Raw genomic sequence first — 25,858 nt, 5'->3', positions numbered from 1 at the left:
ATGAATATTAAATATATATATATCGTTTTTTTCTCTTTTGTAGCTATAGCAGCAAAAGGACAAACATTACTCACGTTGGATAAAGCTATAGATATGGCTTTAGAAAATAATTATGGTATTAAAATGGCTAACAATAAGACAGAAATAGCCAAGAATAATGCTAAAAAAGGAGAAGCAGGATTATTACCCTCAATAAACTTTAATGGTGGATATCAATATGCAATAACCAATACCAATCAGTTGTTTTTTAATGGTCAAAATAATCCAGAAAACCCTACTAAAGCCTTGACGTATAATGCAGGAATAGAAGTTAATCAAACCTTATATGAAGGTGGGAATAGAAAGTATCGTTTTCAACTGTTAAAGACACAGTTAGGTCAAGCTCAACTACAAAATAGAACTGCAATTGAAAATACTATTCTACAAGTAACTAATGCTTATTTGTTAGCATTAACAGAATATGAAAATAAATTGGCTAGAGAAAAATCTTTAGAGATATCCAAAGATAGGCTTCAAAGAGCAGCAACAGAAAATGAATTCGGAATTAATAGACGGTTAGATTTGTTAAATGCTAGAGTAGATTTTAATAATGATAGTATTGCTTTAATGAATGTATCTAATAGGTATAATAAACAGAAATTGCAATTGGTAGAATTAATAAACTCTGAATGGACAAATAGTAATTTTAATGTAGATAAGAATATAAAAACTTTTGCTATTTTTAATATAGATGATCTAATTGTAGAGGCTAAGGCAAATAATGTTAATTTATTGAGTAATAAAAATCTTTTATTACAGAGCAAGCAGAATTTACAGATAGAAAAATCGAATACGCTACCTAAATTATCATTGCGCTCTGGTTATTCTTATAATGGTCAAGATGATCCATCTACCAACACAGGGCAATTTCAAACAAGTTTAAATCTTAGTTTTAATATTTTTAATGGAGGACAGCAGAAAAGAAGAATAAATAATGCAAAACTCAATATTGAAAATCAAGAATTTTCGCTTAAGCAACAAGAATTACAGATAGAAAGAACTTTAAGAGAACTTTGGTTAGATTATCAAAATCAATTAGAAAACTTAAAAACAGAAACAGCAAATCTACAAGCAACAGAATTGAATTTAAATTTTAGTCATGAACTCTTAAAAAATGGTCAAATTACAAATATTCAGTTTAGAGAAGCACAACAAAACCTGATACAATCAATAACCAATATAGCAACAGCTAAGCTTAATGCTAAATTGATTGAATATAATTTGTTAAGAATATCTGGAAGATTAGTTAATTTTATTGAAAAGTAAAATCAGTTTTGGAAAGAGAAGTCATAAAGATAAAGCGAGTAGGTTCATTTATAATAGCTATTTTATGGACAGTCATTTTTTTTGAAAATTTTGAAGAGGCTAATGTTTGGAATAGTATTTTATTGGCAACCATATCGACAATGTGTGTTACTATTGCTTTTAATATTTATAGACGATTAGACAAAAAGCTCAATACTTCAAGAACAGCTAGATGTCAACTTGCATTTTGGTATGTAATGCTAATTGTTATTGCGTTATTATCAAGTGTTTTACTTAAAGATATAGAAGCTGTTAGTATCAAAAGAGGTAGCAGTGTCTCTTTTGAAATTTTTATGACTTTATCTTTCATTATAGGAGCCGTTACAATATCGATGATGTTTAGTAAATTTAATTTGCTATCAGAAAAAAATAAAGAACATCAAGTAGAAATATCAGAATTAAAAGCATTAAATACAGAATCAGAACTTACACATTTAAAAAACCAACTTAATCCACATTTTTTATTTAATGCCTTAAGTAATATTTATTCTATAGCATACCTTAGAGATGAAAGAACACCTGATAAGATAATGGAATTGACAAAAATGTTAAGGTATGTTATTTATGAAGCAGATGTTGATTTTATCGTATTGTCAAAAGAAATAGAATATTTAAATCATTATATCGAATTCCAAAAATTTAAAATAAAAAAGAAACAACAAATAGATTTTGATTATACAACATGTGATCAAACAGTTAAAATAGCACCTTTAATATTATTGACCTTTATAGAAAATGCATTTAAACATAGTCAATTAGCTATAGAAGAAAACGCTTGGGTGAATATCATGTTAAGAACTGATCAAGATTATATCTATTTTGATATAGAAAATACAATTTCAACAGTGTTGAAGCCTAAAATTTTAGACAATCAAGGAATTGGTTTAGAAAATATCAAAAACAGATTGACTTTGATTTATAAAGAAAGTATGGATTTGACCATTAATAATACAGATGATATTTATAAAGTAAGTTTAAAAATTAAAAGCTCATGAAAAACACAAAAATAAACTGCGTTATAGTTGAAGATGAGCAGCATAATATGCTTCTTTTAGAGAATTATATAGAAAAAATGGATAATTTAAATTTGATAGGGAGTTTTATCTCACCTGTTCAATTATTAAATTTTGATAAACTCTCTGAAGTACAAATTATATATCTGGATATACAAATGCCAGAAATGACAGGAATTGAGTTTTTAAAGTCAATTGCAACAACGGCTCAAATAATACTTACTACAGCTTATTCTGAGTATGCTATTGAAGGTTATGAGCTTAATATCACTGATTACCTTTTGAAACCTGTAGGTTTTTCACGTTTTGTAAAAGCAACAAGTAAAGCAATTGATATCATTGAATTGCAACAAACAAAACTAGCTTCAAATACTACAGATTTTTTAATGTTTAAAGTAGACAAAAGAGTAGTCAAAGTTTTTGTAAAAGACATAATTTATATAGAATCAGATTGGAACTATATTCATGTGCATACTACAGATACAAAAATAATGGTATTAAGTACACTTAAAAATATAGATGAAAAACTGAAAGAGTACAATTTTGTTAAAATACATAAGTCATTTATTATAAATTTCGATCATTTTGAGTCAATAGAAGGAAATTTAGTACAGGTTAATGGAGCTAAATTAACGGTGAGTAGAAATTATAAAGAAAATTTATTAAAATTATTGTATTGAATTCATAAATGCATATCAATAATATAGTTGTTGTATTGAATTACTTTAGTGTTTCAGTCCTTAGTTTTACTTTTAAAATTAAGGACTGAATTGTTTATTAATAATACGTATTTTATTGATGATCAAATAGGATTTTAAATCATAAATGCGTTTCCTCATTAAAAATAAACGCGTTATCATTTTTAATTGAACCTCTCTTTATTTATTCCATTATTTGCCAACGATTTAGTAATTGATTTCCAAAGTTCTATTAAAAAGAATTTTATAAGGAAATCTTACGTGTTAATTTTTAAAAATTTTATGATGAAGAGAGTTTTTATCGTATGTATGTTAGTTAGCGTTAGTTTCAAAGGTTTTTCTCAAGCAGGAAATACAACAAAAGAGCAAGATGATATCCCAATGGGTGCCCCGCCAGAAGTTTTAAATACCCAATTTATTTATTCTCCAAGTAATGATGATTTTGACTTTAGTACATTACATGCAGAAATCAATTTGCCATTTCAAACTAAGATAGGTAAAGGAATGTTAATGCAAGGAATAAATGCAGGAATTACACATTTGAATTATAATAAAGTATATGGTGTAAATACTGAGAGCTTAGATAATTTTTACAGCTTTGCTTATAATTTTATTTATGCACATCCATTAAAGAACAACTGGGAGATTACAGGAATTTTTAATCCTAATATAAATTCCAATTTGGCTGGTAGTTTTACTTCAGAAGATGTGTCTCTGGATGGTCTTGCTATGATTACTAAATATTGGGGGAATTCAAAAAAAGGATCAGCATTAAGTTTAGGAGTAGGAACGATTAGGTTAAATGGTAAAAAACTAGTAACCCCAGCAATAAGTTATTCTAGGATAGTAAACCCTAAGTTCTCCTATTCGTTAGGATTCCCAGAAACTTCAGTCAATTATAAATTCAATGATAAACAATCTATAAAAGCATTTTTATTGCCTTTAGGATTTGACGCAAATTTGTCTGATGATACCCCATTAATGATTGATGGTAGAGAAGCTAAAAGAGCACAATACACTAGTTTTTCTTTTAATATAGGGTATAACCATACATTAGGTGATGCCTGGAAGCTTAAAGCGAATTTAGGTTATACACTATCAGATGATTATACTCTAGTAGATGACGATGGTAATGATTTGTATGATTTTGAGCCTAAATCACGACCAGTATTCTCTATTGGTATAGCATATGACTTAATAGGAAAAATGATGAAAAAGGAAAAAAACAATAAAAAGAGATAAAGATGAAAAACTTTGGTAAACTATTGATATTTATTTTTGGATGCACTACAGCAGTTTATGCACAAGAAAATAAAGCTACATTAACTATTGATGTAACAAACATAACAGAAAAGAAAGGAACTATATATGTTGAATTGTTTTCTAATGAAGACAATTTTTTAGAAAATGCTTTTTCAAAAAAGATGATAAGTTCTTTTGACGAGGTAGGAAGAATTGCATTTAACGATATTCCTTATGGAATTTACGCAGTTTCTATTTATCACGATGTAAATGATAACGGTAAAATGGATGCTAGTTGGTTAGGAATGCCTAAAGAACCTGTTGGAGTATCAAATAATCCGGGTTATGGAATGCCTAAATGGGAAGAAACAAAATTTGTTATTGATAATACTTCCAAAGAGATTAAGGTAAGGTTGAAAGGTTAAACTATATAGCACCTTATAATATCATTAAGCATGAATAGTAAGATAAAAATAAATCAATACCTGAAAATTTTAAAAGATGCTATTATTTTTTGGATTTTGATGTTTGTATTGTTTGCTATTTATAGGCATTATGGTACTTATGAAACAGAATATTTAAATTCAATAATTCCTAATCTTAGTATTTACAATCACATTGTTGTATTTGTATTTTATGGATTTCTGATAGGATTTGTACACGCAACCACGATCTATGTATTTGAAAAATATACCTCAAAAAAATTGCCGATTTGGGTTAATTTATTTGTATTGACAGTATTGTATTTATGTATAGTGATATGTATATCAACAGGAATTATTGAATCAATTAATACTGTGTATGAGATAAACATTGACAATGAATTTGGATGGTGGAGAGAGGATAAAACGTTTTTAGTAATCTTGATTTATACCGTTTTCTCTGCCATCCTATTCTCATTTTTAAGATTTGTTGAAGATAAATTTGGAAAAGGAGTATTATTCAAATTATTGTTAGGAAGGTATAAAATACCAAAAGAAGAAAAACGAATTTTCATGTTTTTGGATTTAAAATCTTCTACTGCATATGCAGAAAAGTTAGGGCATCTCAAATACAGTCAACTATTACAAGAATGCTTTTATGATATAAATGAAGTAATAAAAGCATATGACGCAGAAATATACCAATATGTAGGTGATGAAGCTGTTTTAAGTTGGCCGTATCATAAAGGAATATATAATAATAATTGTATAAAGGTATTTTTTGCTTTTCAAGATTTATTGTACAAAAAGAAAAAAGCCTATTTAGAAAAGCATGGCGTATTTCCACAATTTAAGGCAGGTTTACATGGAGGTAAAGTGATGGCTGTAGAAATAGGAGTAATAAAAAAAGAATTAGCTTATCATGGAGATGTTATTAATATCTCATCGCACATTCAAAAAGAATGTAATACATATGAGGTTTCTTTAATTATTTCGAATGAACTTTTAGAGAATTTAGAAAATATAAACACATTTAAACAAAACTATATCGGCAATATTAATCTTAAAGGAAAAAAGAAGAAAGTAAAAATTCATGCTATAGATAGCTGAAAAATCATCCTTTTTTAATGAATGTATAGAATAACACAAATAATAACGATAGTAGTATTGATACTTTATATGAGTTATATATATGTTACTGATTGTAAAAGAGCATTTGAATATCAACAACCTTTATTAAATCCGTTAAATATTGATAAGAAAGATGATGAATTTAAAGTCATTAAAAAAAGATTGTATTTTGATAGGAGCATTATATGTTATAAAAAGTTTAGAAAATCTAACCATCAAGAGCCTTATATATAAAGAAATAATTCTAAAGTTCTCTTAATACTCATTTTTAAGTTCATTTTTAATTATATATTTGTTTATAACAAATATTGTTTTAACTGTATGTTAGATAAAGAAGTTCTAAATAAAGAGATGCAAAGCACTCATGCAATGAGTTATTTTAAATTGATTCAAACTTCGAGTTGGATTGATATGAAAATAAAAAAAGCTTTGAAGCCATATAATTTAACACATACACAATTAAATGTATTAAGCATATTGGTCAAAGAACATCCCAAACCGATGACCTCTAAAGCAATTAAAGAACAGCTAATTGTATTAAGCCCAGATATTACACGATTATTAGATCGATTGGTTAAAAAAGGATTAACAAAAAGAGAAACCAATACGATAAATAGAAGAGAAATAGATATTACGGTTACAGAGGAAGGAATAGCTTTTTATTACCAAGTACACAAGGAAGTAGTAAAAGAGGTGAATAATTATTTTGAAAAGAGTATTACAGAAGAGGAAGCAAAACAACTTTTCAAAATACTAAACAAAATAATGAAATAAAAATAGATGTTTTAAACAATAATTGTTATATGTGCTATTTATAATAGAAAAAATATAGTGATGAAAAAGAAAATAATTTTGATAGAGCCCTTAGGTTTTCCTTGGCAAACAAAAGACCCTTTTATCTTTTGTGCATATCACAAGGATAATTATCCAGCAGGGGATGAGCAAATGGGAGTACCAAAAGAGAAATTAAAAGGAAGATATATAGGACAGGACTTTACATTAAAAGATGGATATCGTATGTATCATGGGAGTCATGTCCCAGGTTTTCCATACCATCCGCATAGAGGTTTTGAAACCATTACGATTAATAAAGAAGGTTATGTAGATCATTCAGATTCATTAGGAGCAGCAGGGCGATTTGGAGCAGGAGATGTACAATGGATGACAGCTGGAAAAGGCGTACAACATTCAGAGATGTTTCCATTAATTCATAAAGAGAAACAAAATCCGCTTGAAATATTTCAGATATGGCTTAACTTACCTAGAGCAAGTAAGTTTGTAGATCCTCATTTTAAAATGTTGTGGAAAGAGACAATTCCTACGATAACACATTTAGATGATAATCATAGAAGAACAGTAGTTGATGTTATTTCAGGAGAATTAAATAATCATAAGGCACCTAAACCAACACCAGATTCGTGGGCTGCTAAAACAAGTAATGAAGTATTAATTCTGACAGTAAAAATGGAAGCAAAAGCGACTTGGGTTTTACCTGCAGCTGTTTATAAGGATAGCAATAGAACTTTATATTTTTATAAAGGAAGTAAAATTGATATTGAGAATAAAGAAATTAAAGAAAATCATTTAATAGAATTAGCATCAGATGAAGATATAGTCGTAAAAAATGGAGATCAAGAAGGGTATTTATTATTGTTACAGGGTAGACCAATTAATGAACCTATTGTGAAATACGGACCATTTGTGATGAATACTGAAGAAGAAATACAGGAAGCTTATTTAGATTATAAACAAACGCAATTTGGAGGATGGCCTTGGTCTATGAGAGAGCAGGTACATGAAAGAAATATAGGACGTTTTGCGTTACATGCAGATGGTAGAGAAGAAAAAAAATAATTAAAGTATAAAATAACAAACGCTCCATTTTTAATTGGAGCGTTTGTATGATATTGTATTACTGAAGTTCTAAAAACTCTTCAAGTGCTTGTTTATTTTTTACGTATGATAGTTTACCAACAACTAACGAATAGCGTTGTTTGTCTGAAGTAAATTTATATGCCATCTTAGCAAACTTCAATTTTTGACCATCTAAGTTGAATAGAGGTAGTAACTCTATAACTTGATTAGTATTGATACATTTTTTGGACAAAATAAATTCTCTAGACATTTCTACAGGCTTGCCACCTGCATCTAATTCTTTTTTAATGTCACTTTTTAACGAATTGAAATCATCATAACTAAGCGCACATTTTTTAGGTTTTTGAGCAGTAGTGATACTATCTTTTTGAGGTTTAGCAACAACCTTTTCTGGCTCTTTATATTTAGTGCTCTTGATGAGTATTTTATCTAATTGTATTGGATTTACTTTTAATGTGTATAACACTCCAGTCCAATCTATAGTTACTGGAGAATTATCGGGCGTGATATTGATAGAGAACGTATATGATTTTCCAGTGAATACAAAATCACCTTTCTTTACAATTTTAGCTTTTCCACCAGCAACTTTTATTTTAGAAAGATCTATTTTACCAATTGTATTAGTACTTCCATTAAATGTACATTTGATTTGAGTATAAATTCTATCAGAATAAACTTTGTATTCCATTACTTTGGCTTCAAATGAACCAATATTCTGAATTGCTTTTTCTCCCAAAGCAAATTTCTCTTTGCTTTCTATAGGTTGTAAATTATCAGCATAACGTAAGCCATCAAGCGCTAAGGTTAATAAATCCCCGTAAGCTTTCATAGGTGATTTTATGCGAAATTGATTGTAAACTAATTGATTTTTTGCAGGTTTTATTTGATACTTTTTAGAAAGAGCATTACTTAGACCATCATTTTGCCTTAAAGTTGTTTTACTTCTATCTAAAAGTAAAACGCCAGCGCCTTTATTTTCTATTTTATAGTTAATATAATAACTACTAGAAGCCGAAGAAATTTTTTGAAATGTTAGTTGAAATTGGTCAGTCTTAATCGATTCTGGGAATTTGTAAGTTGCTTTTTGTGCTGTAGAAATTAAAAATGAACACAAAAATAAACCACAAAATAATACTTGTTTCATAATGTTAGGTTGTTGTAATATCTAGCAAGAATACGATAGAGAAGAAAATTCTTCAAAAATACGTAGTGGCAAAAAGTGGCAATATTGTATATCAATGATTTATAAAAAAAAGAAACTTATGTAAATACTAGTAATGATGTTATGATTTAGTTTTTCAAATTTTAAAAAGAAACTCTAAAAACTGCATTAGGAGTAAAACCTAAAGAAAAACGTTGAATTACTTGTTCTAAAATAACTTCAAGTTCTTCTGGTGTTGCACCATTTGTTCCTTCTATAGCAATACCACCATCGTCTAATGGCTTTCGTTCTGCTTTATAAATCAAATTTAATGGTTTTACTCTGTCATAAATATTTAAAAATGATAAACCTACTTGAGCTTTTAATTCTTTATGATTAGCATTGATATTAAAATCATATAAAATTGAAGCATCTAATCTATGAAAATCAGGAAGTCTGTCACTGTTTACAGCACCAAAATTGACAACACCAGCATTTTCGCCATCGGCATCTATTTTAATTTCGTAACTATCTACAGGTGTTATAGGCTTTCCTGACCTAAATTGCCATCCTAATGAGAATTGCCACCTATCTAATTGTAAGGTATTAGAAATTCTAAATTGATGCGTAATATCATTATTACCTGGAAATCTAGAAGGCGTATCTTTTAAATTCGGAAACTTGAAAGTAATATCGTTATAAGTATAACCTGCCCAAATCTTGTAATTATTCCAATTATATTTTAGTAAAACGTCTATACCTTTAATCGTACTTTTCCCTTCTTCTAGATTTTCAAGAGGATTACTAAAACCGTTTGTAAAAGTAGTTAAACCATCAAGTTCTTTATAGTAGCCATCGATATCTATATTTAGATTTTTATGATGATATAATATCCCTCCAGAAACCTGATTACTACTTAATAGCGGAAATTGATCGTTATCGGATAATCGCCATAATTCATTTTCTAATCGCAGTTCTGTATGATTAAACTCTATGAGTTGTGAAATGGGTTGATTACGTCTTTCTAGAGCAGTTTTAATACGTATTCTATTTGTTATTGGATATTCAAAATTAATACGAGGTTCTATTAAAAATTTATCAAGAGAGATGTAATGAACAAGTCGTATTCCAGTATTGATAAAACCATTGTTTAAAAAACTAAAAGTATATTCTCCAAATGCTGCATTTTTAAGATTAGTATTATCTTGTTGTGTTTGTTCTAATTCTTGATCTATAGGACTTTCTTTACTAATCAGAATATCTAAATCTGTATAAGAAAGTTCATAACCTAAAATAAGTTTTTGAGTTTCATTAATGGTTGTACTCGAGATATATTTTAATCCTAAATCAAGGATATCATTTTTTCGGATATTGATTTCTGCTAAATCCAATATACCATCACCTGTTTCATCTTTAATTTCATCATTTTGATAAAATGAATTGTATTCAGAGAAGTAAGTTGAAATCTCATGTTGCTGTTTATGATGAGGGTTATATTTCCAGTTTGCACTTAAACCTTTATTTTGAGTGATCAAAGAATCGACAACAACTTCGTCACCTCCTAAAAAATCAAAATCCAAACGATTACGTGTATATAAGGTACTAATAGCAATACTATTTTTTTTATTTGGTTTTGTAATAAACTTAGCATTTACATCTGTAAAATAGAAATCGTTATTACTTGTTTCTGCATTAAAATCATCATCTATTTCCAGTTCTAATACATTACCATTAATATCTCTAGCTACACCAAAATTTGTGAAGATTTTATCTTCATAGCTATTATATGTCGGCGTTTGTAAAATATCTGCATAAGATCTTCTTGCAAAAGTATATAAGGCAGATTTTTTTGATAGAGGAACTTTGATATAACCGTTGATAGCTAAACCATCTATTTCTAAACCACCTTCTATTTTTTTAGGAATTGTATGACCACTAGAGATATCAATTATCCCTGAAATACGATCTCCATAAGAAGCGTTTGTTCCAGATCTAAAGACCGTTGCTTTTTTTGTTGCAAAAGGATTAAACATGGAAAACATACCATAAAAATATCCCGTATTAAATAACTTGATATCATCATATAAGATCAAGTTTTGATCAGGTGAACCACCTCTAACTTGAATACCAGTTGCAGATTCATCTAGAGTAGAAATACCAGGGATTAATTGGATACTCTGTGAGATATCGGGACTTACTAAACCAGGTAAAATCCCAAGTTTTTCTGAGTCAAGAGTTACAGATCCATCCTTATTTCTATCAATTCCAGTAGTAACATAGCCAAATATAACTACTTCGTCGAGAACAGAACTCAATGGTGTTAGAAATATGTTTTGACAAGTACTACCGATATTTAACGAAGTAGTTTGTCTATCATACCCCAAAAGGTTAACGGTTACTTGTTTTGAATTAGAACCGATCACAATATTTTCAAAACTAAAAAAGCCTTTTTCATCAGTACTTACAAATTGATCACCATCAATGATTACAGTTGCAAAAGGTAAAGGTTCTTGAGTGTTTTTATCTAAAATATAACCACAAAGTATATTCTCTAATGAAATAATGACTTGTTGCGAAGATATTTTCTCAAATTTCAAACCAGTTTGAGATGCTAATATAGGAAGTATCTTTTCTAATGCAATTGCTTCATGAGAAAGCGTTATTGTTTTTGAAACAATAGTTTCTGGAGCATAAGAAAATAAGATAGATGTCTTTGATTCTATGTCTATCAAAACTTCTTGTAAAGGGGTATTTGTATAATTAATCGATATTTTTTCCTGAGCTTGACTAAGGAAAGTAAAAAGAAAGACTATTACTATTATGGGGTTTTTCATTTGCTTTCTTGGTATTTCTAAAAATAATTAATAATCAGATCATTATAGTTGTAAACTGAAAATAATATTTGATTTTATGGTAACTGTACTATAGTTTTATCTTTTGATATAGTATAGTTAATTCCCATAGGGGTTAGTGTTGATTTTAAGGCTGCTTCTAAGTTATCATGTAAAAAACTACCTGTAAACAATCTAGTTGTGTTTGTTTCACCTATTTCAAAAGTAACATTGTATTGTCGTTGTATTTCCTCAATTACATTTATAAGAGGAGTATCCTTAAATACATTAATTCCGTTTATCCAATTAGGTTCATTTTTGGAAATTGTTTCAGAAATCAAAGTATTTTTAGACAAAACGACACGATCATTTTTTCTTAAAATTTGCTGTTCATTATGATCTTTTCTGTCAAATCTAACAACACCTTCAAAACAATCTAGTTCAAAAGAAGAACTTCTTGATTTTACATTAAATTGAGTTCCTAAAACAGCAACATTACCATAGGTTGTATTTACTACAAAACCATCACTCTTTTGAACTTTAAAATAAGCTTCACCTTGTAGAGTTACTGTCTTATTGTTTAACCAAAAGAAGCGTTTATGAGTTAATTTGGATCCATCATTAAGCTGAACAACAGAGCCATCTGGAAGTGTAACAACTAGATGTTGCCCATTTGCTGTTTGGTAACTCTTAGTAGCTGTAAACACACCAAATATACCAATAAGTATAGCTATTGATGCGGCAATGGTTAACCATTTTATAGTAGGATTTGACTGTTTCTTTCCAAAAGAAATCTTTTCTTTTGTTTTGATTAAAGCTTCTCTTGTATTGATAGGAGGAGCTTTAAATTTTTGTGCTTCTTCATTAATTTGATGAAATACATGATAAGCATCAGATTTCTCAAATTCGGCTAATTCTTCTTCACTTAGTTCACCTGCAACCCACCTTGCTATTAATGTATCATCTTTTTCGTATTCTTCCATAATGCTTTCAAGTTTAGATTTTAAGGGACTAAACTTCCCCTTTATATGTAATACAGCTAATTGTGGGATTACCCTATTTTAAATTTTTATTTCGTTTCCTAATAACTTTCTTAAAGTAATAAAAGCTTTACTCATTCTTCTTTCTACAGCTTTAACAGAAATATCAGTGATTTCGGCTATCTCTTTATAAGTTTTCTTGTCTATTCTACTTAACAAAAATACTTCACGTTCTTTTGCTGAAAGTTTATTTATAGAAATTTCAAGTTTTTTTCTAAACTCTTCTGTTTCCATAATAAAATCTGGACTTTCGTAATTTTTATCATCTCGGGGAGTATTCTCGTATCGCAAAACCACTTTTTTATGAGCAAATTCATTTAAAAGTGCATTGTTGCAAATTTTATAAAGTAGAGACTTAGCAGTGTCATAGATAATATCTGCACATCGTTTCCACAATTTTACAAATGCGTCCTGTACAATATCTTCTGCTTGCTGAATATCTCCACATTTATAATATAGGTGATTTCTTACCGATTCATAATAGGTATTGAAAAGGGTGTCAAAATTCTTTTCATCGCAAACAGATTGCTTTTTTTCTGGCATTGAACACGATTATGATTAAGGTCTCAAAACTATAAAAAAAAATAGAAAACTGATGGTATTTATTTAGCGTTTGGTAGTAAGAATTAAATAAGTTATTGATTTCGAAAAATAAAAATAGGGTGTTTTAAAATTTAAATGTACTAGAGATAACAGAGGTAATCTGTGGCTTTATAAAAACTAAATTGAAAATTAAACCTTCTTTTCTATGAGAAAACAATTACTATGGTTATTCGCTTTTTTCTTAATAGCGTATAACTCGTATTCACAATGTGATCCAGGTCAAGATACTACACCACCAGTTTTTGGAGACTCGGGTAATGGTAGTATAGCAAGCCCTTTTCGCAGTCTTGCATTATCTGTTGTAGGAAATGTACCAAGTGGTAGGTACTATTTTAATTTTAATGGTAATACATTTCAAGGAGAATTAGATAACGATACCGATGGAGGTGGTTGGCTAATGATTTTAAATTATGTACATATAGCAGGTGATAATTCTGATTTAACAGTACGAAATAGAGATGTCCCTTTATTAAATTCTTCAACATTAGGAGATAATGAAGCTGGAACAGATAATTGGGGACATTTTGGAAATGAATTGGCTAAAGCTATAGATTTTGAAGAAATGCGTTTTTATGGTATTACTACTGGTCATGATAGAATAATTGATTTTACTACAAAGCATCAAAATGTATTAGATTATGTGAAGACGGGAGTAGGCTCTTTTGACGGAATTAATAATGCCGTTAATTACACAGCTTTATCAGAACATTCTGCATTTATACCATTTCAAGGATTTAATGAATGGAGAAATCGAGGTGATTTAGCTTTGACAGATTTTCCTTTTTGGGCAGCGGGGAGTTACCATTGGGGAATACGTGGTGGTGGAAGCCGTTGGGAAGTAGATGATCATGCTATAAATAGTGAAAGTACTATACATAGAGTATGGGTACGTGGAGACTTATCACCGGCTGGAGGAAATGAAATTACTGTACAATTAGATAATACTGGAAATATAGTAATTACTCCAGAGCTCTTTGATCCTATAGCAACAGATAATTGTGGTAATGTTAATTTTAGCCTTAGTCGTACAGATTTTGATTGTACAGATTTAGGTTCTCATACAATTCAATTAATCGCTACAGATGATCAAAACAATTCCGTTTCTATGGATGTTACTGTTATTGTTGAAGATACTAGTGGTCCAGAAATTAACATAGCTACAGATTTATCTGTTCCATTTGATTTAGACCCTATCACAAATACATTTACTTTAACTCCTACGCTTTTAGGATTAACAGCTACAGATAATTGTGAATTGCAAGATGTAACAATAAACAATACAGAATTTGATTGTAATTCTGTAAGTAGAGTAGGAGTAACTATAACTGCGACAGATATTCATGGAAATGAAAGTGTTCAACATATTACAATTCAAATTAGAGATACAGTTAATCCAATTGTCAATTGTGTAGCGCCATTTACAGTTATACTAGATGAAGAAGGCAGTGTTAATCTGAGTGTTGATGATATCGGAACTTTTTCTGATAACTGTAATGCTAATGCATGGTTAGATAGAAATTATTTTAGTTGCGCTGATATAGGTGATCATGTCGTAACATTATTTGTACAGGATAATTCAGGAAATCAAGTAAGCTGTAGTACTACAGTAACTATAGATGTAGCCTGCCCTACAGATATTATAGTAGAGAATGATCCAAATCAATGTGGTGCTATAGTAAATTATCCTGGATGTTATACTTTGATATCTGGATTAGATAGCGGTAGCTTTTTTCCATTAGGAACAACAACTAATGTGATCGAAATAACAGATGCTAATGGCATTACAAGACAATGTGAATTTGATGTAACAGTAAATGATACTCAAGCACCATTATTTATTGCTCAAGATCAAACGATAATATTAGACCAAAGTGGTACAACGATAATGACAGAAGAGGATTTAATAGGAGTACACCCAGCTGCTCCACAATATGTAGTAGAAACCTCGGGGACATTTGATCCTGTAGATATTAGTTCAATAGGAACCGAAGTTATTTTAAGAGATGATGATATTTCAGCAGCCATCCCATTTGGATTTGTTTTTGATTTTTATGGAATGTTCTATACTGAGTTTTATATAGCATCAAATGGCTTTATCACATTTACAAATGATGAAGGATCTTGTTGTAGAGGACAGGAACTTCCAGATACTAATAGAGCTAATAATTTAATAGCTTTTGATTGGAATGATATTGATCCAAGTGAAGGTGGTACGATACGTTATGCTATAATTGGAACAGCTCCTAATCGTATTGCAATTGTTGATTTTGATAATGTTGCACACAATTATGATAATATAGACCCTACTACAGTGCAGGTTAAAATGTTTGAAGCTACAAATCATATTGAGATTCATGCTACGAGTATTCCATTAACTGATCCGGGTAATAATCGAAAGACACAAGGGGTAGAAAATAACGATGGTACTAGAGCTGTTGTTGTTCCAGGACGAAATTCAAGCACTTGGTCGGCGACTAATGAATATATTGCTTTTATACCAAATACCGAGGCATATGATAATTGTGGAATAGATACTATCGAAATTTCTAAAACCACATTTGATTGTACAGATATAGGTATGAATCAAGTTGATATTGTTATTAGTGATATTAATGGAAATACAGTACAACAAACAGCAAATATTAATGTAACAACCATAGATAATACACCGCCAGTAATTACATTGAATGGAGGTAACCCACAGTTTATAGAATTAGGAGATGGTTATACAGAATTAGGAGCTAGTACCGATGATGGTTCTGAAATTACTATCGATAGTTCTGACTTTAGAGATGAGTTGGGAAGTTATCAAATACGATACATGGCTACTGATAATTTGTGTAATGAGGCAGAAGTAATACGAATAGTAATAGTACAAGATAATACACCACCGGTAATTACATTGAATGGAGATAACCCACAGTTTATAGAATTAGGTGATGGGTATACAGAACTAGGAGCTAGTACCGATGATGGTTCTGAGATTACTATTGATAGTTCTGACTTTATAGATGTAGTAGGTACATATTCAATTAGATATAATGCAACAGATGAGAATGGAAATGATGCTAATGAAGTTGCTAGAATCGTTGAAGTAGTAGATACAACAGCTCCTATCATTACATTGTTAGGAGATAATCCACAGGTTATAGAATTAGGGTTAGGATATACAGAATTAGGAGCAATTACAGATGATGGTTCAACGGTAACTATTGATAGTTCTGATTTTGAAGATGCGGTAGGTATATACACAGTTCGTTATAACGCAATCGATGATAGTAATAATGTTGCTACAGAAGTTACTAGAGTTGTTGAAGTAATCACAGGATGTCCATTGAACGCATTACCATCTGATAACTTTAATATTACTGTAGCAGGAGAGACTTGTGTAGGAAAGAATAATGGAATAATCACAATAAATACCTTAGAGACTCAAGATTATATAGCTACAATAAATAACCAGACATATAATTTTACATCTCAGCTCGAAGTTCCAGATTTGACTCCAGGAAATTACACTGTATGTGTAGCTATAGCTGAAGTAAGTGGATGTGAGCAATGTTATGAATTGGCTATAGCCGAAGCAAATACTTTAAACGGTTTTGTAGATTCGATTACAGCTTCATCTAATAGTTTATATGTAACTATAGCATCAGGAACTCCTCCATATACAGTAACTATTAATGATGAAATTATAGGAGAGTTCACAACAAATAACTTCACTGTTAAAGCTGTTAAAGAAGGCCTTATGGAAGTATCTTCAAGTCTTCCATGCGAAGGGAAATTATCTAAAAGAATAGAAAGATTAGATGCAATTATGATGTATCCTAATCCTACTAAGTCTAATGTAACTATAGAATTACCGTCAGTTGATAGTAAAGTTATGGAAATTGAAATTCGTAATACATTAGGACGAATAGTGGCCAAGGATGATTATAGTATTGTAGCTAATAAAGCAATGATTTCTATGGAAAACCTTTCGGCAGGAATCTATTTTATTACTCTTAAAGGATTAAATAATAAAGTACTAAAAGTTATTAAAGAATAATATTATGATACTGCCTAGATTTTAGGCAGTATACTTTTAAACTTGAAAAAATGAAAAAATTATATAGTTTATTTATAATAGGAACACTATTATTATCTTGTAATACAGATGATGATAGTGGTAATGGAAACAATACAGGACAAGGAGAAAATACTGCTCCATCAATACCAACATTAATCTTTCCAGAGAACAATTTATTATGTTCAAATATAGCACTAGGATTTGAATGGAGTGACTCTGAAGATAGAGAAGGAGATCATATATTATATCAAGTAGAAATAGCTAGAGATGATATGTTTACTGATATGTTATTTTCTATAATAACACCAGAACCTCATCGAAATTTTAATTTTGAAAAAGGAACAGTTTATTATTGGAGAGTAAAGGCTAAAGATAATAAACGAAATGAAAGTTCTTATTCAGAGGTAAGAAGTTTTATTACTGAGCCAGAAGTAGGAATAAATACAATACCACAAACACCAAAAATAATATCACCTTCATTAGGGCAAAGTGTTGTAGATCAAACTGTAGTTTTAGAGTGGGAATCTACAGATGGAGATGGAGATCCTATAGTATATGATATATATTTTGGAGAAACTAATCCACCAGTTTTATTAATAGAGAATATTGAACAAACAGTATTTGGTATAAACTTATCACCTGATAAAACATATTATTGGAGAGTGATAGCCAAAGATGATAGAGAAGGAGTGGCAATAGGAAGGGTTTGGCATTTTAATACAAACTAAAAGTATAAGCTATAATAATAGTAAAAAGAAGGAGTTATCTCCTTCTTTTTTGTTTTTAATTAAAGCATGAATAATGTTAGTGTGTTGACATTTAATGTTTTGTAATTGATTTTTTGATAAGTGGTTTTTTGTTGAAAATAAAAATAGGGTATTCTAAAACTTTCTTGTAATAAGATTGAATGAAGTGATAAGCATGCAATAAAAATAGTAAATCATATTAACCCTTTTTATAATGAAAAACATTACTCCTATAACATATAAATCGATAATAAGTCGAATTATATTAAAACCAACATCAAAAAATAACTAAATAAGATATATCTAAACAATGAAACAATTATATATTTCTTTTAATAGAGCTAAAAAAATATTGTGGTTATTTTTTCTTTTAATGATAACAACAAAGACATTAGCGCAAACGTATACCGAAGTAGAAAACAATGATAATATTAATGTTACATTAACATCATCTCAAACGCGTATTCATGCTATAGCAAATTATCAAGGAACAGTAACGGCTACAAATTCTGATTTTTGGATACTTTCAAGAAAAGCACATAAAGCAACAGATCAATATTTGTATTTTGATAGGATTTGGGTTAATAATAATCCTAATTTTGATTTTAGAGTATGGGAATACAGAGGAGGTAATTGGGGAGTAACGCCTGTAAATATAGGGACATTAAGAACACTGATGCAACAATCAGGTATTTATAGCTATACTTTAAAATTACCATATAGTACAAATTTAAATGCTCAAGGAAATAGTAATAATTATTATGCAATTGAAATTTTTACAGGAGCTTCAAGCTTTAATTATGATTTTTATTTAAATGGTTCTTCTGTTAATGGATATTATTATTGTTATAGTAGTAATGTTCTTACTCCTAATGTTATACAAGTAGACGATAGTGATTTAAAAATTGATTTTCCAAATTTGAATCCAGATTTAGGTGTTATTGTAAAATTTTCGTCTACAAATTCATTTAGCGATTATACCAATCATTATATACAAGATCAACCGTTACCTACTGTCGCTACAAATAATTCTTATAGTGGTACAGGAGAACATATTGCCTATGCAGGAAGAGCGGGGGATATGAGTGCTAATGCAACTCAGATGACAGGTTTACAGAGAAATAGAACCTATTATTATAAAGTATATTATTATAATGATTGTGATGGTTATATTAATTATAGTAATGGAGGTTTAGCGGGATCACAAACAACATGTCCAGGTAACACACCTAATGGTAGTACTATAAATACAGTAACTACAAATCCTACAACGATTACTATTAATACTTTAAATAGACCTGCGGGAGCAGATGCTAATCATGGATATATTGTAAAATTAAGCGATACAAATAGTTTTTCGGCACCTAATAGTGCAACTGATTTACCAGCAGTAACAACAGATTATTCGGGTAAAACAGGAGAAGTAGTAGTGTATACAGGAATGGTCGATAGTTCTATAGGAACAACAGATGATATTAATCAAATCATTACAGGCTTAGAAGTTAATACAACTTATTACTTAAAAGTTTATAGCTATATATTATGTGGTGGTAAATATAATATGGAAGCAACAGGATCTCCAGTATATACCTCAAGATATGTTTGTGAAGCACCTTTGGCAGTATCAAGTGTAAATATTGAAGCAGCAGGAGAGAATGCAATAAATATCAATTCATATACACCATCAACTGTTGAGAATGGAACTCTAGGGTACATTATTAAAGTTAGTGATACTGATTCTTTTACAACACCAACAACACTACCTAATACTGTAGATACTACATATAACACAGTTACTGGAGGAGAGCAAGATGTATATCTAGGAGATTCTTCTACTCCAAATGTTGAGGTTTCTGGTTTAAATGCTAATACTACATATTATGTAAAAGTCTATGCATACAATACCTGTAATGGTGTAGCTTATTTTGAAAATTCAGGAAGTTCAACTACAACTGTTGCTACTTGTGGTATACCTACAGGTAATTCTGAATTAAATTCTTTTAGAATCGATTTGCATTGGGAAAATAGAGTATCTCCTATAATTTCAAATGTTCCAGCAGATGCGGAAGGACAAGTAGTAAAAATGAATACAGAAAATTCATTTACAGATGTTACAGGAGCTATTGATAATTTACCTACTGCAAATACTACATATAGTGGTTCAGGAGAACAAGTGATCTTAGCTGGGACTTTTCCTAATGGACAAGCCTTTACAGGACATAACTTAGAGCCTAATACACAATACTTCTTTAAGATATATTCATATAAAGAATGTGGAGGGAAGTATTATTTTTCTAATACTACTGATGAATTATCAACGTATTCTGCAGGAGTGACTAATGCATTAGTCTCTAATACCGTGATAAATAATTTTTCGAGAGATGCATTTATATTTGCTTCTTTTGATGCACCAACAATGGGAACAAATGGTAACCCCAAAGGTTATATCATAAAGATGAATACTTCAAATAGTTTTTCATCATATAATTTTAGAAGTCCATTACCAGTTGCAGATGCAGACTATAAAGGAGGAGAACAAGTTGTTTATATAGGAAATTCGACAACCCCTAATCAATTAATTACAGGATTAACTTCAGATATTACATATTATTTTTCAGTTTATGCTTATACAGACTCAGGGAGTCCATATTTCTTTAATAGTTTTCAGCAAACAGGATATGAATTTGCCATAGTAAATTCAGCAACATTACAAACTCCAGATATAACTTTTGATGACATTACAGTAAATGCAAATGGAGCTAATTTTAATCTCAATGCTACATCTAACTCATCTGGACAAATTAGTTATCGTGTTATAGATGATGGTGGAACAGCGATGTCATTAAGCGGGACAAATAATGAAATCGTAACTATAGGTAATATCCCTGGAACTGTAATAATAGAAGCTTATCAAGAAGCTACAGGAACTCATCAAAGTGCTTCAAAAACAATAAAATTAGATATCAAAGGAGAATTGGCAACACTTTCTGGTTTTATAGGATATCCAGTAAATACAGGGGTAGTGACATTAGATATGACAGAATCATTAAATTCTAATTCACCAGGAGCATATTCGTTTGCTATAATAGGACCTACCATGGGATACACTATTAATGGTAATTTGTTAAATGTTAATAATGTAGCAGGCTCCATAATTATACAAGTGACTCAAGAAGCATCAGGAAGCTATGGAGAGACTGTCGCATACTTTTCAACATTATTTTATAATCAAAACCTTACTCCTAAAGTATCGATGGCTCATAACTTATTTGATTTTTCAATAGATATGGGAGAAAGTAGAACAATTCAAAATGCTTTAAATGTATTTGATACGGCAACTAGTTATACAATTATTGATGCAGGTGGAACAGGTTCTATAATAGCAGGTAATGTATTTACTGCAGGAAATAGACCAGGGACAGTGATATTACGATCAGCTACAGCAGAGGATAATGTATATAACGCTACAACAAAAGATGTTACAGTAACCATTACAGGGACTTTACCTCAAAATATCTCATTCTCTGAGTTAGAAGACAAAACCTATGGGAATCCAATTTTTAATTTAATGGCTACATCAGATTCAGGATTAACTGTTAATTATACGAGTTCTGATACATCGGTAGCAACGATTTCAGGTAATACAGTAACTATTGTTGGAGCAGGAAATACTACAATTACAGCCTCTCAGAGTGGAAATGCTATATATGATCCTGCAAATGATGTGACTCAGGTTTTAACAATAAACAAAGCGCTACAAAATATCTCTTTTGAAGCGTTAGAAGATGTTGCTCTTGGAGATCCAAATTTTAATCTTACAGCAACAGGAGGGGCATCTGGTAATCCGATTACATATAGGAGTTCAAATACTACTGTAGCAACAGTTTCAGGTAATACAGTAACTATTGTAGGAGTTGGATCAACTACAATTACAGCATCACAGATGGGTGATGAAAATTATGAAAATGCAGTTGAAGTTAATCAAACATTAACGGTAATAAATCCTAATATAGCAATAACTCCAAAAGTTTATTTACAAGGTGCCTATACGAATCCTAAAATAGGTGAAGAAACTTTAATGAGAGATGATTTAAGAGCAACAGGGATACTTCCTACAACTAGTCCATATCAAGATAATGCAACTATTGATGGGGCAATCTTTAATGTTAATGGGGTTAATGCCATTGTAGACTGGATATGGGTAGAACTTAGAGATGCTAATGATGCAGCATTAGTGATAGATGGTAAATCAGCTTTATTGCAAAGGGATGGAGATATAGTAAGCTATCAAGATGGTATTTCTCCAATAGAATTTACACAATCGAGCGATTCTTATTATATCGTAATTAAACATCGTAATCACTTAAATATTCGATCTGCTAATACGTACAGCTTATCATCAACAAATCTTGTAATAGACTTTAGAGGAACTAGTACAGTCGTATTAGGTGGAGCAAATGCAGTAATAGCAATGAATGCGAATGTTTATGCAATGCCAGTAGGAGATCAAGATGATAATGGACAAATTCAAAATGCAGATATAAATGCAGTGATACCTTTATTAGGAGGTTCGGGCTATAATAAGGCGGATATGGATATGAATGGTCAAATACAAAATATTGATGTAAATACATTAATTAATCCCAATATAGGAAGAGGAGAGCAATTTTAATATGTGATAGTTAGATAATTGAGTGTTTGTAGAAGTGAGTTTTTAGTATGAAATATGATGGAGTACTTGATGAGGTTTTAGTATTAAAGCTAAAAACTCCTTCTACTGTTTGTTGACTATTAATATAATATACATGGGTTTTGTCAAAATTTCTAAAAAGATGAAAATAAAACAAGGGTATATTAAACTTAAACTGTATTAAAAATAACTAGTAATCTTAAAAATCAAAATAATAGAGTTTTAATCTCTCATTAACCAAAATAAAGGTGAATCCTTCTAAAGAATATAAAATGAAATATAAATACAACCAATATATAAAGAAAATGATGTGGGCTTTGTTTGTTCTATTTGGATTGATAGAAACGAAAGCACAAGATATTCATTTTACTTTTGCTAATGCACGAAATACTAATGACGGAGTAGATGATTTCTATGAAGTAGATGTGATGATCCAAAGCACAGTTGATTTTAAACTTGGCTCAGGACAATTATACTTCAATTATAACCCAGAGGCATTTGGTACTAATATAGATGGAAATAATACTGTAGTTCCTGTGATACCTGATGTATCAGAGTATACTCAACCTGAGAATTCAATTACAGGAGCAAAATTATTTGGAGGAGCTCTTAATGTATATAATGGATTTGTGGATAATAACAATACAGCTACTAGATATTCTGTTTCTTTTCAACAAGGAGTTAATCTCAGTCTGATGGATTCACAAAGTGATGTAACTACTACACCAAAACGTTTATTTCATTTAAAAATAAAATACCTTGACATTACAAAAGAGCCTAGATTTACCTTTGAAGAAGGAGCACTTTTTGGAGGACAATTTGTAATGGCTTGTGAAGGAATCCCGTGTTCTGGATCAGTAATAGCTGTAGCAAAAGAAACTTTTGATTCATCTGGTGGTACTATTGATAGTACTTCTCCTAATGCTATATGCCAAGATATAACAATACAATTAGATGCTACAGGAAATGTTATTTTAGAAGCTTCACAACTAGATAATGGATCAACAGATAATGTTGCAATAGCTGATTTTTCAGTAACTCCTACGAGCTTTGATTGTACTCATATAGGAAATCAATCTGTGATATTTACAGTGACTGATACTAGTGGTAATATAGCAAATTGTACTGCAACAGTGACTATTGAAGATAAAGTAGCACCAACAGTAACTACACAAGATATTACAGTACAACTAGATGCTACAGGAAATGTAAGTATAACTACATCACAGATAGATAATGGATCAACAGATGCTTGTGGAATAGCAACAATGAGTTTAAACACAATAGATTTTGATTGTAGTAATATTGGGACAAATACAGTAATGCTAACAGTGACTGATAATAACGGAAATACAGCAAATGCAAATGCAACAGTAACTATTGAAGATAAAGCAGCACCAACTGTAGTTACACAAGATATTACAGTACAACTAGATGCTACAGGTAATGCAAGTATAACTACATCACAAATAGATAATGGATCAACAGATGCTTGTGGAATAGCAACAATGAGTTTGAATACAACAGATTTTGATTGTAGTAATATTGGGACAAATACAGTAATGCTAACAGTAACTGATAATAACGGAAATACAGCAAGTGAGAATGCTACAGTGACTATTGAAGATAAAGTAGCACCAACAGTAACTACACAAAATATTACAGTACAATTAGATGCTACAGGAAATGTAAGTATTACTACATCACAAATAGATAATGGGTCAACAGATGCTTGTGGAATAGCAACAATGAGTTTAAACACAACAGATTTTGATTGTAGCAATATTGGAGTAAATACAGTAATGCTAACAGTGACTGATAATAACGGAAATACAGCAAGTGGAAATGCTAGAGTAACTATTGAAGATAAAGTAGCACCAACAGTAACTACACAAAATATTACAGTACAACTAGATGCTACAGGTAATGCAAGTATAACTACATCACAAATAGATAATGGATCAACAGATGCTTGTGGAATAGCAACAATGAGTTTGAATACAACAGATTTTGATTGTAGTAATATTGGGACAAATACAGTAATGCTAACAGTAACTGATAATAACGGAAATACAGCAAGTGCGAATGCAACAGTAACTATTGAAGATAAAGTAGCACCAACTGTAGTTACACAAGATATTACAGTACAATTAGATGCTACAGGTAATGTAAGTATAACTACATCACAAATAGATAATGGATCAACAGATGCTTGTGGAATAGCAACAATGAGTTTGAATATAACAGATTTTGATTGTAGTAATATTGGAGTAAATACAGTAATGCTAACAGTGACTGATAATAACGGAAATACAGCAAGTGCAAATGCTAGAGTAACTATTGAAGATAAAGTAGCACCAACTGTATTTACACAATATATTACAGTACAATTAGATGCTACAGGAAATGTAAGTATAACTACATCACAAATAGATAACGGATCAACAGATGCTTGTGGAATAGCAACAATGAGTTTGAATACAACAGATTTTGATTGTAGTAATATTGGGACAAATACAGTAATGCTAACAGTGACTGATAATAACGGAAATACAGCAAGTGCAAATGCTACAGTAACTATTGAAGATAAAGTAGCACCAACTGTAGTTACACAAGATATTACAGTACAATTAGATGCTACAGGTAATGTAAGTATAACTACATCACAAATAGATAATGGATCAACAGATGCTTGTGGAATAGCAACAATGAGTTTGAATATAACAGATTTTGATTGTAGTAATATTGGAGTAAATACAGTAATGCTAACAGTGACTGATAATAACGGAAATACAGCAAGTGCAAATGCTAGAGTAACTATTGAAGATAAAGTAGCACCAACTGTAGTTACACAAGATATTACAGTACAATTAGATGCTACAGGAAATGTAAGTATAACTACATCACAAATAGATAACGGATCAACAGATGCTTGTGGAATAGCAACAATGAGTTTGAATACAACAGATTTTGATTGTAGTAATATTGGGACAAATACAGTAATGCTAACAGT

At 30.3% G+C, this 25,858-nt stretch carries 16 protein-coding genes; 12 read left to right on the top strand and 4 right to left on the bottom strand.

Translation table 11 applies throughout. The features are described 5' to 3' along the window. The 8 genes from ACYEKI_RS08760 to ACYEKI_RS08725 all read left to right on the top strand — a co-directional run bounded on the left by ACYEKI_RS08760 (position 1) and on the right by ACYEKI_RS08725 (position 7,704). The gene (locus ACYEKI_RS08760) at positions 1–1,305 is read left to right on the top strand and encodes a TolC family protein (RefSeq protein ID WP_459210808.1); all 1,305 of its coding nucleotides are present in this window, start codon (positions 1–3) and stop codon (positions 1,303–1,305) included. Positions 1,306–1,313: 8 nt separating this feature from the next. Then, the gene (locus ACYEKI_RS08755; protein ID WP_459210807.1) at positions 1,314–2,339 is read left to right on the top strand and encodes a sensor histidine kinase; all 1,026 of its coding nucleotides are present in this window, start codon (positions 1,314–1,316) and stop codon (positions 2,337–2,339) included. Next, complete coding sequence (locus ACYEKI_RS08750; RefSeq protein ID WP_459210806.1) at positions 2,336–3,037, top strand: LytR/AlgR family response regulator transcription factor; 702 nt, start codon at positions 2,336–2,338, stop codon at positions 3,035–3,037. Before ACYEKI_RS08755 ends, ACYEKI_RS08750 begins: the two co-directional genes overlap by 4 nt. A gap of 303 nt (positions 3,038–3,340) precedes the next feature. Further along, positions 3,341–4,297, top strand: a complete 957-nt coding sequence (locus ACYEKI_RS08745; RefSeq protein WP_459210805.1) for a DUF6268 family outer membrane beta-barrel protein — start codon at positions 3,341–3,343, stop codon at positions 4,295–4,297. A 2-nt stretch (positions 4,298–4,299) separates the two neighbouring features. Next, the gene (locus ACYEKI_RS08740; protein WP_459210804.1) at positions 4,300–4,722 is read left to right on the top strand and encodes a DUF2141 domain-containing protein; all 423 of its coding nucleotides are present in this window, start codon (positions 4,300–4,302) and stop codon (positions 4,720–4,722) included. Between the two features lie 30 nt (positions 4,723–4,752). Beyond that, the gene (locus tag ACYEKI_RS08735) at positions 4,753–5,829 is read left to right on the top strand and encodes an adenylate/guanylate cyclase domain-containing protein (RefSeq protein WP_459210803.1); all 1,077 of its coding nucleotides are present in this window, start codon (positions 4,753–4,755) and stop codon (positions 5,827–5,829) included. A gap of 342 nt (positions 5,830–6,171) precedes the next feature. Further along, complete coding sequence (locus ACYEKI_RS08730) at positions 6,172–6,624, top strand: MarR family winged helix-turn-helix transcriptional regulator (protein WP_459210802.1); 453 nt, start codon at positions 6,172–6,174, stop codon at positions 6,622–6,624. Positions 6,625–6,684: 60 nt separating this feature from the next. Continuing rightward, positions 6,685–7,704, top strand: coding sequence for a pirin family protein (locus tag ACYEKI_RS08725; RefSeq protein WP_459210801.1), 1,020 nt, complete (start codon positions 6,685–6,687; stop codon positions 7,702–7,704). Positions 7,705–7,762: 58 nt separating this feature from the next. On the opposite strand, the gene ACYEKI_RS08720 is transcribed toward ACYEKI_RS08725, so the two are convergent. The 4 genes from ACYEKI_RS08720 to ACYEKI_RS08705 all read right to left on the bottom strand — a co-directional run bounded on the left by ACYEKI_RS08720 (position 7,763) and on the right by ACYEKI_RS08705 (position 13,280). Next, a complete protein-coding gene (locus ACYEKI_RS08720; RefSeq protein ID WP_459210800.1) occupies positions 7,763–8,869 on the bottom strand; it encodes a DUF4476 domain-containing protein in 1,107 nt (368 codons plus the stop codon). A gap of 161 nt (positions 8,870–9,030) precedes the next feature. Then, entirely contained in the window at positions 9,031–11,700 is a 2,670-nt protein-coding gene (locus ACYEKI_RS08715) for a TonB-dependent receptor (RefSeq protein WP_459210799.1), read from the bottom strand. 74 nt (positions 11,701–11,774) lie between these two features. Then, positions 11,775–12,680 carry a FecR family protein gene (locus tag ACYEKI_RS08710; RefSeq protein WP_459210798.1) on the bottom strand — a complete coding sequence of 302 codons (906 nt, stop codon included), beginning with the start codon at positions 12,678–12,680 and terminating at the stop codon, positions 11,775–11,777. Positions 12,681–12,758: 78 nt separating this feature from the next. After that, positions 12,759–13,280 carry an RNA polymerase sigma factor gene (locus ACYEKI_RS08705; RefSeq protein WP_459210797.1) on the bottom strand — a complete coding sequence of 174 codons (522 nt, stop codon included), beginning with the start codon at positions 13,278–13,280 and terminating at the stop codon, positions 12,759–12,761. Between the two features lie 205 nt (positions 13,281–13,485). On the opposite strand from ACYEKI_RS08705, the gene ACYEKI_RS08700 reads away from it, so the two are divergent. The 4 genes from ACYEKI_RS08700 to ACYEKI_RS08685 form a co-directional block, all read left to right on the top strand. Next, positions 13,486–17,388, top strand: coding sequence for an immunoglobulin-like domain-containing protein (locus ACYEKI_RS08700; RefSeq protein WP_459210796.1), 3,903 nt, complete (start codon positions 13,486–13,488; stop codon positions 17,386–17,388). A 50-nt stretch (positions 17,389–17,438) separates the two neighbouring features. Further along, entirely contained in the window at positions 17,439–18,137 is a 699-nt protein-coding gene (locus ACYEKI_RS08695; protein ID WP_459210795.1) for a hypothetical protein, read from the top strand. 328 nt (positions 18,138–18,465) lie between these two features. Then, on the top strand, positions 18,466–22,827 hold the full coding sequence (locus ACYEKI_RS08690) for a hypothetical protein (RefSeq protein WP_459210794.1): 4,362 nt from the start codon (positions 18,466–18,468) through the stop codon (positions 22,825–22,827). A gap of 290 nt (positions 22,828–23,117) precedes the next feature. Continuing rightward, positions 23,118–25,858 (top strand): beta strand repeat-containing protein (locus tag ACYEKI_RS08685; protein ID WP_459210793.1); only part of this gene is annotated, 2,741 nt, incomplete at its 3' end.

It is taken from the genome of Aquimarina rhabdastrellae, from assembly GCA_947387485.1.
GTDB lineage: Bacteria > Bacteroidota > Bacteroidia > Flavobacteriales > Flavobacteriaceae > Aquimarina.
Note: the sequence above shows the minus strand (reverse complement) of the source record. Positions and strands in the feature narration are given on the sequence as shown.

What these genes read in the sequence shown, in the direction of transcription:
- ACYEKI_RS08760 (WP_459210808.1), top strand. Translation starts at nt 1, where the DNA reads ATGAATATTAAATATATATATATCGTTTTTTTCTCTTTTGTAGCTATA.
- ACYEKI_RS08750 (WP_459210806.1), top strand. Translation starts at nt 2,336, where the DNA reads ATGAAAAACACAAAAATAAACTGCGTTATAGTTGAAGATGAGCAGCAT.
- ACYEKI_RS08745 (WP_459210805.1), top strand. Translation starts at nt 3,341, where the DNA reads ATGAAGAGAGTTTTTATCGTATGTATGTTAGTTAGCGTTAGTTTCAAA.
- ACYEKI_RS08740 (WP_459210804.1), top strand. Translation starts at nt 4,300, where the DNA reads ATGAAAAACTTTGGTAAACTATTGATATTTATTTTTGGATGCACTACA.
- ACYEKI_RS08735 (WP_459210803.1), top strand. Translation starts at nt 4,753, where the DNA reads ATGAATAGTAAGATAAAAATAAATCAATACCTGAAAATTTTAAAAGAT.
- ACYEKI_RS08730 (WP_459210802.1), top strand. Translation starts at nt 6,172, where the DNA reads ATGTTAGATAAAGAAGTTCTAAATAAAGAGATGCAAAGCACTCATGCA.
- ACYEKI_RS08725 (WP_459210801.1), top strand. Translation starts at nt 6,685, where the DNA reads ATGAAAAAGAAAATAATTTTGATAGAGCCCTTAGGTTTTCCTTGGCAA.
- ACYEKI_RS08720 (WP_459210800.1), bottom strand. Translation starts at nt 8,869, where the DNA reads ATGAAACAAGTATTATTTTGTGGTTTATTTTTGTGTTCATTTTTAATT.
- ACYEKI_RS08715 (WP_459210799.1), bottom strand. Translation starts at nt 11,700, where the DNA reads ATGAAAAACCCCATAATAGTAATAGTCTTTCTTTTTACTTTCCTTAGT.
- ACYEKI_RS08710 (WP_459210798.1), bottom strand. Translation starts at nt 12,680, where the DNA reads ATGGAAGAATACGAAAAAGATGATACATTAATAGCAAGGTGGGTTGCA.
- ACYEKI_RS08705 (WP_459210797.1), bottom strand. Translation starts at nt 13,280, where the DNA reads ATGCCAGAAAAAAAGCAATCTGTTTGCGATGAAAAGAATTTTGACACC.
- ACYEKI_RS08700 (WP_459210796.1), top strand. Translation starts at nt 13,486, where the DNA reads ATGAGAAAACAATTACTATGGTTATTCGCTTTTTTCTTAATAGCGTAT.
- ACYEKI_RS08695 (WP_459210795.1), top strand. Translation starts at nt 17,439, where the DNA reads ATGAAAAAATTATATAGTTTATTTATAATAGGAACACTATTATTATCT.
- ACYEKI_RS08690 (WP_459210794.1), top strand. Translation starts at nt 18,466, where the DNA reads ATGAAACAATTATATATTTCTTTTAATAGAGCTAAAAAAATATTGTGG.